The 12,390-nt window shown below is 46.7% G+C and carries 15 protein-coding genes and 1 tRNA gene; 7 read left to right on the forward strand and 9 right to left on the reverse strand.

Annotation, left to right across the window (positions count from 1 at the left end):
• Positions 1–85: 85 nt before the first annotated feature.
• Entirely contained in the window at positions 86–355 is a 270-nt protein-coding gene (locus tag QUA36_RS29545; RefSeq protein ID WP_333459961.1) for a flagellar alpha dynein, read from the forward strand.
• Positions 356–501: 146 nt separating this feature from the next.
• Here the strand turns inward: QUA36_RS29545 and QUA36_RS29550 are convergent.
• The 3 genes from QUA36_RS29550 to QUA36_RS29560 form a co-directional block, all read right to left on the reverse strand.
• Positions 502–588, reverse strand: a tRNA-Ser gene (locus QUA36_RS29550).
• A gap of 60 nt (positions 589–648) precedes the next feature.
• Positions 649–3,258, reverse strand: a complete 2,610-nt coding sequence (locus QUA36_RS29555) for a ComEC/Rec2 family competence protein (RefSeq protein WP_333459962.1) — start codon at positions 3,256–3,258, stop codon at positions 649–651.
• A 214-nt stretch (positions 3,259–3,472) separates the two neighbouring features.
• Entirely contained in the window at positions 3,473–3,952 is a 480-nt protein-coding gene (locus QUA36_RS29560) for a DUF4079 domain-containing protein (protein WP_333163089.1), read from the reverse strand.
• Positions 3,953–4,205: 253 nt separating this feature from the next.
• Between QUA36_RS29560 and QUA36_RS29565 the strand changes: the two genes are divergently transcribed.
• Complete coding sequence (locus QUA36_RS29565; protein ID WP_333459963.1) at positions 4,206–5,252, forward strand: endonuclease/exonuclease/phosphatase family protein; 1,047 nt, start codon at positions 4,206–4,208, stop codon at positions 5,250–5,252.
• A gap of 829 nt (positions 5,253–6,081) precedes the next feature.
• Here QUA36_RS29565 and QUA36_RS29570 read toward each other — a convergent pair.
• A complete protein-coding gene (locus tag QUA36_RS29570; RefSeq protein ID WP_015176985.1) occupies positions 6,082–6,420 on the reverse strand; it encodes a DUF1815 family protein in 339 nt (112 codons plus the stop codon).
• 156 nt (positions 6,421–6,576) lie between these two features.
• Between QUA36_RS29570 and QUA36_RS29575 the strand changes: the two genes are divergently transcribed.
• Positions 6,577–6,705 (forward strand): hypothetical protein, encoded by a 129-nt coding sequence (locus QUA36_RS29575; protein ID WP_333163085.1) that lies wholly within the window; start codon positions 6,577–6,579, stop codon positions 6,703–6,705.
• Positions 6,706–6,737: 32 nt separating this feature from the next.
• Here QUA36_RS29575 and radC read toward each other — a convergent pair whose 3' ends face one another.
• From radC to QUA36_RS29590, 3 genes are all read right to left on the reverse strand, one after another.
• Positions 6,738–7,469, reverse strand: coding sequence for a RadC family protein (gene radC / locus QUA36_RS29580; protein WP_333163083.1), 732 nt, complete (start codon positions 7,467–7,469; stop codon positions 6,738–6,740).
• 122 nt (positions 7,470–7,591) lie between these two features.
• The gene (locus tag QUA36_RS29585) at positions 7,592–8,143 is read right to left on the reverse strand and encodes an excalibur calcium-binding domain-containing protein (RefSeq protein ID WP_333459964.1); all 552 of its coding nucleotides are present in this window, start codon (positions 8,141–8,143) and stop codon (positions 7,592–7,594) included.
• A gap of 523 nt (positions 8,144–8,666) precedes the next feature.
• Entirely contained in the window at positions 8,667–8,909 is a 243-nt protein-coding gene (locus tag QUA36_RS29590; RefSeq protein ID WP_333459965.1) for a hypothetical protein, read from the reverse strand.
• A gap of 241 nt (positions 8,910–9,150) precedes the next feature.
• On the opposite strand from QUA36_RS29590, the gene QUA36_RS29595 reads away from it, so the two are divergent.
• The 4 genes from QUA36_RS29595 to QUA36_RS29610 all read left to right on the forward strand — a co-directional run bounded on the left by QUA36_RS29595 (position 9,151) and on the right by QUA36_RS29610 (position 11,307).
• Entirely contained in the window at positions 9,151–10,167 is a 1,017-nt protein-coding gene (locus tag QUA36_RS29595; RefSeq protein ID WP_333457101.1) for a succinate dehydrogenase/fumarate reductase iron-sulfur subunit, read from the forward strand.
• 94 nt (positions 10,168–10,261) lie between these two features.
• Positions 10,262–10,450, forward strand: a complete 189-nt coding sequence (locus QUA36_RS29600) for a chlorophyll a/b-binding protein (protein WP_333051883.1) — start codon at positions 10,262–10,264, stop codon at positions 10,448–10,450.
• A gap of 374 nt (positions 10,451–10,824) precedes the next feature.
• Positions 10,825–11,121, forward strand: a complete 297-nt coding sequence (locus QUA36_RS29605) for a leucine-rich repeat domain-containing protein (protein WP_333459966.1) — start codon at positions 10,825–10,827, stop codon at positions 11,119–11,121.
• Positions 11,122–11,169: 48 nt separating this feature from the next.
• On the forward strand, positions 11,170–11,307 hold the full coding sequence (locus QUA36_RS29610; protein ID WP_333459967.1) for a hypothetical protein: 138 nt from the start codon (positions 11,170–11,172) through the stop codon (positions 11,305–11,307).
• Positions 11,308–11,432: 125 nt separating this feature from the next.
• Here QUA36_RS29610 and QUA36_RS29615 read toward each other — a convergent pair whose 3' ends face one another.
• Together QUA36_RS29615 and QUA36_RS29620 are read right to left on the reverse strand one after the other, a co-directional pair.
• Positions 11,433–11,786 (reverse strand): type II toxin-antitoxin system RelE/ParE family toxin, encoded by a 354-nt coding sequence (locus tag QUA36_RS29615; protein ID WP_333459968.1) that lies wholly within the window; start codon positions 11,784–11,786, stop codon positions 11,433–11,435.
• On the reverse strand, positions 11,770–12,072 hold the full coding sequence (locus QUA36_RS29620; protein ID WP_333459969.1) for a UPF0175 family protein: 303 nt from the start codon (positions 12,070–12,072) through the stop codon (positions 11,770–11,772). The genes QUA36_RS29615 and QUA36_RS29620 overlap by 17 nt, the downstream gene beginning before the upstream one ends.
• Between the last annotated feature and the right edge of the window lie 318 nt (positions 12,073–12,390).

The following is a 12,390-nucleotide window of genomic DNA, read 5'->3' on the forward strand; positions in this document are numbered from 1 at the left end:
TTATCATTATTATTCCCTAATATTTCTATTCTAAGAGGTATTGACAAAATCTACCCCCTTCTAACTTGTTAGCAATGGGCAGGAATTGAAAGCGGCCAACAAGCAACTTGCAGAATGGGATGTAGAGCTGAATCAGTTACACGAGCGCAACGGCGATTTAGGACTGAAGGTGCAGATGCTGGAGCAAGAACTCAAGGAAGTGCGGCGTGATCGGGAAGAAAATAAAAACTCGGCTCCGACCGTCGCAGACTTCCCAGAGCCGGCCGACTTGCTCAACCAGTTAAAAGCGCGGCGTAAAAAGTCGAAGGCTGACTTGGCAGATGTGGAGGCAATTTTAGAGATACTCCTACCCTGACCGATCGCCCTGATGCGGGGTGGAGTGAAAGCAAAAAGTGGTATATAAAAGCGGTTTATATACCGTTTTTATATACCACTACCGATAAATTGCACAGATGGCTAAAAAAGCTGATAACCTCAAAGCCTTGTGTAGCAAGGGATGTACGGAGAGGGTGGGATTTGAACCCACGTTAAAGTTGCCTTTAAAATAGATTTCGAGTCTACCGCATTCAACCGCTCTGCCACCTCTCCAATTGATTTGAGATGTGAGCTAAAAGTATTTTACCGCACAGTGCGCCACATTGTAAATCATTATAAAAAAGAAGTTTGATTTTCTTCAGATTCCAAAGTGGTCTTAAATCCCCCTGCTGGAGTCCACTGGAGGGCTCCGTCGCGCCCTGTCCAGAATATCTGGGTTTTGCTTTGGCGCAGTTGGGCGGCGGTTTCTGGGTCGATTTCGTTAGCAGATGCGATCGCCACTTGCGGCCCAACCGCGCTTAATAACTCAGCCGTCAGGGCTTTTCCTGACCACCACAGCACTTGAGCCGGCTTCAAGGTTCCCGTTGCTGCCAATTTTTTTTGCGCTTCCGGTGTCATTTCACCGACGAGCAACCAAGTTCTATTGCCCACCAGCAATTCTACCACCGGAATCTCCGCATTCACCAACTGCAACCGCGTCGAACCCAGATCAACTGTACTGTTAGTTTCTAAAGGAAAGTAAACGCCTTGGCGAGATTGCACAGCCGTTATAAATTCCTGATTGTTGCCGCGATGAATTTGTTTCGGAGCGTTATTATCATAAAATGTTTTAATTGGCAAGCGTTCTAGTAATTTTCCCCAACCACCGCTCAATCCTAAATGACCGTGAGTGGCGATCGCAAAATTCACAGAATTAACTCCTTGCCGATGCAAAAAAGGCAACACTGTAAACCTTACGGTATTTTCATCACCGCTATTAATTAGCGCCACTTTTCCCCTATCTTGAATTACTAAAACTGGATCGCCAGATGTCGCCAGCAAAGTAACTTGAAATAAAGATGATTGAACCTGCCAAGCTGGCAAAACTATGATGCTAATTCCCGCCACCAGCGCTAGCGGTAAAATCCAAGCAGATGAAAAACTCGGCAGCTCAATAACTCTGCTTTTCCCCTTCTTCCCTTTCCCTTTTTCCTGGTTTTTCCCTCTGACTGCTTCCGGCTTCCTTCTTTTTTCTTCCTTCCTCCTTCTATCCGTGACATCCGTTACAGAATCCGTTGCCGAACTTCCCCCGATCCAAACCCAGCAAATTAAACTGTAAAGCGCGATTAGTTGAAACACAGATACTTGACCGACAGCTACCGAATTCCCAGGTAATTGCGAGAAATATTGGGCGATCGCAATTAACCCCTTTGCCGGATAGTCCAGCAGTTGTGCTAAAACACTGCCAGCAGGCGGAAAAATCAATCCAGCTAAAGCGCTAACCATCCCCCCAATACTCAAAATCCACAGCAAAGGAGCCGCAATAATATTAACTAAAATGCTGTAAGGTGATACCACGCTAAAAACGTAAAGTAACAGTGGCAGCACCCAAACTGAAGCCGCGATCGGAACCACAAGAATCGAAGCGATCGCGGGCGGCATCCAGTCCAACTTTGCCATCAGCGGGGGCGTTGTCACTATTAACCCCAAAGTCGCCAAAAAACTCAGTTGAAAACCTAAATCCCAAATCCACAAAGGGTTAAGTAGCAGTAAAATAGTAGCAGCGATTAACAGCAATCCCAGCGGCTTAACTTGGCGGTTCAGCACCAAAGCAAATAGTGTTCCAAATCCCATCAAAGCGGCGCGGCATACTGAAGCTTCAAAGCCAGTTAATGCCACGAGCAAAAATAAAGCACCGACGCCCAAGCTAAATTGTAGTTGTTTGGAAAAACGCCTGGTTAAAGCTAGAACTAAAGCCAAAACCATCGAAACTTGAGTGCCGGAAGCTGCGATCGCGTGGGCCAATCCAGCCTGCACAAAATAGTCGCGGATGTTGTAAGGTAAATCGACTGCTTGTTTGCCGAGGGCGATCGCACTGATCAAGGGCCCTTCGGGAACATTTAAGTGCGATAGTTGCGATCGCACGATCCGCTGCCGCATCGCTTGAATTTTCGATGGCTGCATCCCGCTTGGCTCCAAGAAAGCAGCCGTTTGGCTGTTAACTCGATTTACATCCGCGATCGCCTTTTCTCTCTTCCAGTCAATTTGACGCCCTTTGAGCCCTACAAAAGCCCCTTCTCTGGCTAAATATGCTTGAAAATTAAAAGCCCCCGGATTCGACGGCGGCTGGGGTTTGTACAAGGAACCCACAACTGCGATCGTATTGTCGGCGTACAAACCCGTTGCTTGCAGCAGCGGCACTGTAACGTAGAGTTTGCCGGATACTGGGCGGTTTACAACTGCTCCTCCCTCGCCGCCGTTGATTTCGCTAACTAAATCTGTTTCTAGCCAAAATTGCGATCGACCCGATAGAGTCAATCGAGGCGTACTGACAACTCTACCGCGAACTGTCACCGCCACTTCTTGAGTGTTCCCAACCGCCGGAATCAGTTTGCTGATGTCATCTATTGCCGGTTGGGGCGATCGAACTGCAAAATAAACGCTAGCTAGAAATGCCACCAAACCCGCCACCGCCCACACCCATTTCGCTCTCGGCAGCATCTCCAACAAACTCAATTCTTCCCTCGCATCTAAGGGTTCTTCAAGAGCATTTTCTTTTTGTCGGCTGCGTCTTTTCTTAGTAACTTTGACAGAATTTTTAGTATATTTTCGCAACAATTTCGGCAGGGCGATCGCTACCGCTATTCCCAAAGCAAGTATCGCGTATCTACCCCAAGAAACCGCTGTAGAAATCAATCCCAAAATGTAGGCAAGACAGAAGATGACACCCGTTGCTTGATTCATTAATTATTAGCAATTTAGAGGGGGAATATTTCAGGGAAACCTATGCAAGACTTATGCACTCCTTACCAAAGAAACCGGGTTTTTCAACCGGGGTAAAGGGCTAAATGCCGTGAACTTGGGTAAAAAACCCGGTTTCTGGCTACCCGTGCGTAAGTTATGGCAAAAATTCTTTCCTTACATTCTTTCCCTTCCCCTTCCCCTTCCTCTTCCTCTTCTAAATAGACAGCCCCAATTTTAAACCGAAAGCCGCGTGCAGCACCATAAGTGCTAAAGCCGTCGTGCCTAAATAAGCGTGAACTGCGCGCAGTGCCAGCTTATTGCCCCCAAAACCCGTCAGCGAAATCAAGCTGCCAATAGCCAGTAAAACCAGCACTGCCGAACCCGTCCAAAAATGCGGGCTTTCCATGACTGGCTGGTGCTGCATCACCAGCGACAGCAAGCCGCCTGTATAGCCCAAAGCTAGAAACAGAAACATCCACGGTGCAAGCTTGCGGTGATCCGAGCGACTTTTGAGTGCGACATCTTTATCGGTGGCCAAACGTCCCTGCCATCCCGTATACCCGACAAAACTGCCCATCGCCACTACCACGATCCCCATCATTACAGGGTGTCCCCAATGGGTAATTGGTTCGGGAATTCCCAGACTGCGAAATTGACTGGCGATGGGTTCTAGAAGTTCGCTGAGATTGATCATTTGCTTGAGATTCCTAACTTTGCGATCGCTAATTTTGGTTTAACCAACAACTTACTCTAAATAGCAATATTATCGATCGGGATTTTCAATCACTGTTTCCAGCCAGAAGTCTGTATAAAATAAAAGAGCCGGACACAGGAGAAGTGTATTCCCTAGGCTCAGCAGGGGAGCGGCCATTTCAGTTAATTTGAGCTCAGCAGTATCCAGTTTTTTGTCCCCACACCAGTAAGAGGATGCTATTGCAGACGGCGCTATGATTAAGCCTTACCGATTTTTGCAGCGAATTGTTCAACTGCTCGCCTACGCCTACTCAGCACTGATTGTCAGCTATCTGATTCTGAGACTGATCTTTTGGGACAGGCTGTGGCCGATTGCCTTGATGGGGGATTTTGTTCCTTGGATTTTCTTGCCAATCTTCCTGCTGCCACTTCTAGGGTTTTTTATCATAAAGAAACGCCGGTTCGCGATTGTTTCCTCTGTGGCGGGCATCTGTTTGCTGGGTTGGCTACACGTCACCTACTTTTCTCCCCAGCCGGCGAACATTAGTGACTCCCAGCCAACCCTCAAGGTTTTTTCTCTCAACCTCGGCTGGCATCACAAATCCCCACAAGCTTTGGTTAACCTAATTGAGGAAGAAAAACCCGACCTCATTTGTTTGCAAGAAATTAAAGAGGATTACGCCAAAGAAGTATTCTCTAAGTTGGCCACATTATACCCGCACCACCTGGGGCGCGGATACCATGTGATTCTCAGCAGATATCCAATTCGCTCTTTCCAAAAGTTAAAGCTAGCAGGTGGGAACGAACCACAGGAACGAGCTGTTATCGAAATGAACCAGCAAGATGTAGTTCTTTATAACATTTCAACAACGCCACCGTGGTTTCGCCAGCATAAAATTTTGCCTTTTCTCAAAATCCCAGTTTACGAGTACGGCGACCGACCAGCACAAATTCAAGATTTAGTGCGGCGACTCCAGAAAGAAACGCTGCCGACTATTGCGGCCGGGGACTTTAATCTGACTGACCAGTCTCAAGACTACTATTATTTGAAAGCGGTTATGCAAGATGCTTTCCGAACAGCAGGACTGGGTTTTGGCTTTACTTTTCCTCACGGGTGGGATCTGAGTTTACTGGTTAAACAGTTAAACTGGAAATTAAATTTTCCCCTCGTGAGGCTTGACTATGTTTGGTATTCTCACCACTGGGGGGCAAAATCAGCCAAGGTTTTACCGCCAATTGGTTCAGAGCATCTGCCGGTGTCGGCCCAACTGGGGATGCAACCGGAAATTGGACGAGTGTAGGGGGTTGGCAACACTTTGGTGGGGCGACCACAAGGGCATTGGTGTCAATTTAAGCTCCGGCCTGTGATGCTGTTGGCGAATCCGTGAAGGGTGACAGCTTACATTTGCTCCCGTCGCACCCCTCTTCGATCATTTCCGGTAATTACCCGCAATTAATTTTTCTTTCCCTGTTCCTCTTTCTTCTTCCTTCTTGGCGTACTTGACATCTTTGCGGTTCATGATTAAAGCCCCAAGGAAACAAAGTATTGATTCGCCAACAGTCTCATGGAATTCGCGGGTATCCAAACAAGGAATTTTAGACAAATGAAGATGTTTCCAATCAAGCCCAGACGACTAATGGCTGGAATTAAGCCTTACTGGCTTTGCAGTTGACTCCTGAATCGCCCGTAGGCCATAGCCCCGAGTCTGCGCTTCGCCCAATCTTCACAGCCTCATCCTCACTCTGGATGTTAAATTATACCGGCCTGCTTAAAGTTAATTTCAATTCCTTGACTTGTGAATGCCAAAGGGAGAAATTAACATCGCAGCCAACGAGCAGTCACACTTCTACATTTTGCTAATCGCTCTCAAGGGAGAATCAAATTCTGGAAAAAAACTAGAGGTTCCAAGTTTGAGACTTCTTGCATAAAGTATGCCGTCTGCCCAGGCTCACTTCGATCGACTGAGCGCTAAACCGTCTGAAGGCAGCCTGATAGCACCCTTGTCTGTTGAGCAGCCATCGCTGTCTACCTAAATGAACCCTCTCGACTAACTCGCTGGGGATTCGGTTTTAGCAGACAAGCACTGCCTTTCTTGCGTCGCCTTCCTCGGAACCGCGCAATCGCTAAAATCACTGCGCCGTCGCTAAAGTAGCTTCCGAAGGTTGGATTTGATACTTTACGAGATTTGCCAGTTCTTGTAACTGATTAATAGCTTCTGCACCTTCTAGTTTCATGAGTTCGCGGTCGTCCCGCATCTCAGTCCAAGTGATACCGTAATCTGACACTAAAAATCGAATCAGATGGTTGTCCGTCAAACTGACCATAAATGAGGCACTGTTCATCTGACCCCCGCAAGTGTAGCAGGATGCCAGATAACCCCGATGCTCTAGCACGATCGCTAAAGCTTGGAGGTTCATTACCAAATCTTGAACGAATTTACGGTGTTGTTCTGCAAGTCTCAGAAACACAGTTCTCCTCCTATCACCACACCGTGTATTTTACATCCCATTTAATAATTTCTTAATAACTGGGTATTTAGGTGCTGGTTCAGTATAAGTTTAGTATGCTCAAAAAAAATCGGATTAGCGACCTCTTCAGCCTACTTATACTAGATTAACCGAGTTGTGCTCGAAACGCAGTATCAGCAGCGACATTCAGCCAAAACAGGCTATCACGGGGGACTCCAGCCGGAAAATTTGCCTGCTGTCAGGGCTGATTCAGCCGTCGGAGAGTCCAAAGATACAAATAACTAATGATAGTAATGAAATTAGTTAAGTATAAGAGTTCAATCGCCCTGGGGATACTCGTCCCAAAGCGTCGTCGTCTGCCGCAAGCTCCGAAAATCCCCGTTACCCAAAATCAAGTGATCCAGCAGCGGAATCGACAAAAACTGCGCTCCCGCCAGCAACTGTCGCGTCAAAGCAATATCCTCTGGGCTTGGTTCCACAATCCCGGAGGGGTGATTGTGCGAGATAATCGCCCGTGTCGCCCCCTGGCGGATCACCTCGCGAAAAATATCCCGTGGGTGAGCCAAAGTTTCCGTTGCTGTGCCGATTGTAATTACCTGAGTACCCAGCAGCCGATTTTTCACATCCAGCAGCACCACAGCAAAACGTTCCTGAGACTGCCACATTAAATCCTGACTCAGGGCATCTGCCGCCGCTTGCGGAGAGTCAACCACAGCCATTTCCGGCGGCCGCGACTGAAACACCCGCTTCCCCAACTCCACCGCAGCCAAAATCGAAGTTGCCTTGGCAGGGCCAATCCCGTGAATCTGCGTCAACTCCTGAACGCTAATACTGCGTAGCACAGCCAGAGGCTCGCGCTGGTGCAAACTCAACTGATTTAAAATATACTGTCCGAGCCCGACGGCGGAAAGTTTGCCTGGTCCCTGACCAGTACCCAGGAGAATCGCAATCAATTCTGCAGTCGCCAAACTTTTCGGGCCGCCCGCCATCAGCCGTTCCCGTGGCCGTTCACTCGTTGGCAAATCGACAATTCTCAAGCTGTAAGTCATAGCTGCACCCGCACCGCAAGCTCAACAATTACACAATTTTAGCCGATCGATTTGCGTTCTTCAATTCGTACTATCACCGAAAAAAGCCTTCATCATTAACCGAGGCTGTTGGCAGATTAAATCTAAGGCAGCGTTTCGCAAGCGATCGAGTCTTGATCGCGATCGAGCTTAAACGGATCGCCCGGATATGCCTCTAACACTCGCTGCGCTTCGGCTTGACTCGAAAAGTCAGAACAGTTGCAATCCGAGTTAACGCAACTCGGAAAATCGGCACTACTTTTAACCTTGGGTTTAGAAGACTCGTAAATAACTTTCTTGGTATCTTCCTTTGGCGGCTGTGCATCAAGAGCAATCTCTGCGGTTCGTTCAACAGATTTGACTGAAGATGGCAATTTGCGATCGGACTCTGGTTTGGCAAGTGCAGGTGCGGGAGTAGAAATGGCAGGTTTCGGTGTTGGTGTCGGCGTTTTCACAGTCTCCGGCTTGGGTGTCGGCACTGCCGAAAGCAGTGAGGGCTTAGCGGTTTGAGATGATTCTAGTCGATCGCTTGGGGCAGTAAGCGCCACTGAAACTTCCTGAGACGGAGGGGGTACGGTGACGCCAACAAGCACAAACGAAGCCGCCATCAACCCGCCGTACATCGCGATCGATCGCTTGCGGGTTGGTGCGGCCACCCATTTCGGATTAACAATACCCAGAAAGAAGGCCGGGATAGACAATAGAAAGCTTAGGACGAAAAAATTAAACATAGCCACTTTTACCAGTAAACAAGAGAAGTAATCCAGCACGCAAAAATCGGGTTTCTTTTACCAAAATCCGAGGTTAAGCACGAAGGATATCTGTTTAAACAACCCGATTTCTTTAATCCCTGTGCGTAAATTCTGAGAAGTTAACTTCCTTATTTATCCGCCGGCAAACTCACAAATCCCTATGATTTACGACGTAAACTAGAACGTTGGACATCAGACCCTGCTGCAATCCGGTTTCTGAGTGTATTTCTCCTTACTAAAACCACGATTTTTTCCTACAGTTCGCGATCGCACTCCGACGCCTATAAACCGGGGTTTTTAATTGCAGTAAATGAGTAGAACCAAATATTTTTCTTAAAAAACTAAGTTTCTCGCCCCAACTGGCCGTAAGTCCTGGTAAAATTTCTTGTAATGCTGCCAAAAAAGTGAAATGCATACCCAGCTACCTTCAGCGCAAAGGTGCGCTTACCCTAAATTCTGGCCATTCAGTTGAGGCCAGCAGCCCCGATGAAGCTGCTTGCAATGGCTTAGGTGCTGTCACCCCAAGCAAAACGAACGAAACTGCCATCAAGCCGCCGTACAAGGCAGCCGATCGCTTGCGAGTTCCCAGTCCCACCCATTGAGGATTTAGCAGACCCAGACAAAAAGCCGGTGTGGAAAACATGAAAGTTAATACAAACAAGCTGGACATCACGCACCTCCGAACTAGCGAAATTGCAGCGATTAGTTACTTTTATCTCCAATTAATAGCTCACAAATCCGCTTAAAAAAGTGGCAATTTAGGATTTATAACTTGAGAATTATTGATGTTTATCAAACAATAATAAATTTTTTTAAAATCTCTTACTTTAGGTAGTTGTTAAAAAAATAAGAGCTTTCTAGAGAGTCCGAAAAATTAGCTTAAAATAGACACTAAATTCCTTACTCAAAATATGAAAGTCCGCTTTAATGTAGTGCGCCAAAATCAAAACGAGGCTCCCCGGGTTCACACTTACACCCTAGATGTGGAAGAGAGCAATACCATCCTCGACTGCCTCAACAGTATTAAGTGGGAACACGACGGCACTTTAGCTTTTCGCAAAAATTGCCGCAATACAATTTGCGGCAGTTGTTCTATGCGAATTAACGGTCGATCGGCATTAGCTTGCAAAGAAAATGTAGCCAGCGAACTCGCAAGACTGCAAAAAATAGCCCATTCCAGCTCAGCAGAAATGCCTACCGATTTCATCCCAGAAATCACCGTCGCCCCAATGGGAAATATGCCGGTCATTAAAGATTTGGTTGTTGACATGACCAGCTTTTGGGACAACCTAGAAGCAGTGGAACCCTATGTCAGCACGGCCTCGCGAGCAATTCCAGAACGCGAATTTCTGCAAACTCCAGAAGAGCGATCGAAACTCGACCAAACCGGCAACTGCATCCTCTGCGGTGCGTGCTATTCTGAGTGCAACGCCCGCGAAGTTAACCCGGAATTTGTCGGCCCCCACGCCCTCGCCAAAGCTTACCGCACGATCGCCGACTCCCGCGACAGCGAAACCGAAAATCGACTGGAAAAATACAACGAGGGTACCGCAGGCGTCTGGGGATGCACCCGCTGTTACTACTGCAACTCGGTTTGTCCGATGGAAGTTGCGCCGATGGATCAAATTGGTAAGATTAAACAGGAGATTCTCGATCGCAAAGACGACCAAGCGAGTCGATCGATCCGCCACCGCAAAGTTTTAATCGATCTCGTCAAAGAAGGCGGCTGGATAGATGAGCGCAAATTTGGCATTGAAGTAGTAGGAAACTACTTCCGCGATGTTAAAGGTTTGCTGAGTCTGGGCCCGTTGGGTTTGAGAATGATCGCTCGCGGCAAGTTCCCGCTGTTTTTTGAGCCTTCAGAAGGTACTGAAACCGTGCGAAATCTCATCGAATCGGTTCAAAGTTTAGAAAAGTCCGCAGATTAGCGATCGGCTGTCATTTTCCTGGTAAATTACAAGTTGTGCGATCGCAAAGCTTTCCAAAAATCATCACTCAAAACACGAAACTCAAAACTTTTAAATGACTGCTAAAACTCCTCCATCCCCAAAACCGACAACCCCAAATACCCCAAAACCAGAACCAGCGTTTGGGTGGAATGCCTATGCAGAACAAATCAACGGCCGATTTGCGATGGTGGGATTCGTGGGACTTTTGCTGCTAGAGTTCTTCACCCGCCAGGATTTTTTCACCTGGCTGGGTCTGCGTTAAATTAATCAAAATTAATTAAAAATGGAAGCTGAAAAATTATCTATATTTCAGCTTCCTTTTGATTTTTAAGAGTTATTTAAAATACAGTTTATCAAATTAGAGGTACAAGATTATAACATTTATAGTGGCATACAAACATATGAATTTACCAAAGTGGATAGTAGTTGCTTGTAGTGCGATCGTCCTAGCATCATGCGGAAATCAACCTTCTATCGCAAAACCATTTGATTTGTAAACAATGGATTCAATCATCACAAACGTTTCAGGTGGTTCTACATTCACGACTCAAATAGACTTACTATAGCTTAATCTCCGAACCGCGATCGTCCAAGAGCGGACGAACATTTGCTGATTGGTGTCGAGAAAGGGCTGATTTGATTCCTGAAGCTAAACGTACTGTTGAGGTGCTGTTGCAGAAAGCAGGGACTACTGAGTGCGATGAGGCCTATCGAGAACTTTTGAGTCTGACAAAATTAGACCTCAGCTACTCTAACATCAGCGACATCAAACCACTAGAATCCTTGACTAACCTGAAACAGCTCGACCTCAGCTACTCTAACATCAGCGACATCAAACCACTAGAATCCTTGACTAACCTGAAACAGCTCGACCTCAACGGAAATGACATCAGCGACATCAAACCACTAGAATCCTTGACTAACCTGACATAGCTCGAACTGTACAAAAATAAAATCAGCGACATCAAACCGTTAAAATCTTTGACTAAATTGACCGCTCTCGACCTCCGCCGAAATCCGATCGCTCCCAGAAATTGCCCGATCGAGCCTTCTTCTATCTGTCTGTGGGGAGCGGCAACACCAAATGAGGAATATGACCAAAATAAGGGATATGACTAAGCTCGACAAATTAGAGATACAAGAGCGTCAAACTTATATTGCAGATAACACATGAATTTACCAAAGTCGATCGCAGTTGCTCGTAGTGCGATCGTCCTAGCATTATTATGAATTTGGTTATTTTTTCAAAGGTGATCGATAATGTCTCGAATTTGATTAGCTGGGATGTCATCTTGGTCTGACTTGGAGTAGATAACGACGAGTAAGATGTAGGTATCGCCCCTGAGTTGATAGATCACTCGGTATCCACCACTTTTGGCCTTTTGGATGTCGCTGTTTTTGAGGCGGACTTTGAATACGGTGTAGCCAGTGCCGGGGATTTGGTCGCCGATGAAGTTACCAGACAGGAGTTCATCAAGTAGGGGTTGTAGGTCAGTGCGGATGCTGCGGTAGCGTTTAATGAGGGTGCGAAGTCGTGTTTTGAACTCATCGGAAAAGACAAGCTGGATGTGGGGTGTGCCGTCATTCATCAATGTCATCCCACAGTTCGGCAATAGGGTGTAATTTGCCTTCTTTAATTTGCTGGAGGGATGTACGGAGGCTGGCGAGGATGAGTTCGGCGGGTTCGTCATCGGGATCGGCAGGCGGGGTGACGATATTGCGGTCGATTAATAGTTGATAGAAGTCGTCCACAGCAATTGCAGCGAGTTGAGCTGCTCGATCGAGACGGAGGCTGTGTTGCTGATAAAGTACGATCGCGAGTTCGAGTCGCACATCGGCTTCAGTCAGAGGTAGATTGTCGGGAATGTCGATCGTAATTTGCATGATTTAACAATACTCCGGATAGTTTTTAAAGAGGGATGCGATGGCTTCGGCAAGCAACGCTTACACAAATACATAGTATAATGATATTTCCGGCAAAATTATGAGTTAATTACAGTTTCATATGATGTTTATCAGGGAAATAAATCCTCTTTCGTCTAAATTGTTACAGCGAATTTATCGCCAAAGCCGACATCATCAGGTACGTCACGCGTGCACATTACCTCATATTAGCTTCGCAAGAAGTAAAAAAAGGAGAGTTAATGAATATTTTCAGCATAAGTTATAAGACCCTCTATAACTGGTTCAATCGGTGGGAAT

This window comes from Microcoleus sp. Pol10D4 (assembly GCF_036701555.1).
Classification (GTDB): domain Bacteria; phylum Cyanobacteriota; class Cyanobacteriia; order Cyanobacteriales; family Microcoleaceae; genus Microcoleus.

Bases quoted from the DNA above. Each gene is read 5' to 3' on its own strand.
- QUA36_RS29600 (WP_333051883.1), top strand. From the start codon at position 10,262: ATGACTGCTAAAACTCCTCCATCCCCAAAACCGACAACCCCAAATACC.
- QUA36_RS29560 (WP_333163089.1), bottom strand. From the start codon at position 3,952: ATGATCAATCTCAGCGAACTTCTAGAACCCATCGCCAGTCAATTTCGC.
- QUA36_RS29565 (WP_333459963.1), top strand. From the start codon at position 4,206: ATGATTAAGCCTTACCGATTTTTGCAGCGAATTGTTCAACTGCTCGCC.
- QUA36_RS29555 (WP_333459962.1), bottom strand. From the start codon at position 3,258: ATGAATCAAGCAACGGGTGTCATCTTCTGTCTTGCCTACATTTTGGGA.
- QUA36_RS29595 (WP_333457101.1), top strand. From the start codon at position 9,151: ATGAAAGTCCGCTTTAATGTAGTGCGCCAAAATCAAAACGAGGCTCCC.
- QUA36_RS29615 (WP_333459968.1), bottom strand. From the start codon at position 11,786: ATGACATTGATGAATGACGGCACACCCCACATCCAGCTTGTCTTTTCC.
- radC (WP_333163083.1), bottom strand. From the start codon at position 7,469: ATGACTTACAGCTTGAGAATTGTCGATTTGCCAACGAGTGAACGGCCA.
- QUA36_RS29620 (WP_333459969.1), bottom strand. From the start codon at position 12,072: ATGCAAATTACGATCGACATTCCCGACAATCTACCTCTGACTGAAGCC.
- QUA36_RS29590 (WP_333459965.1), bottom strand. From the start codon at position 8,909: ATGTCCAGCTTGTTTGTATTAACTTTCATGTTTTCCACACCGGCTTTT.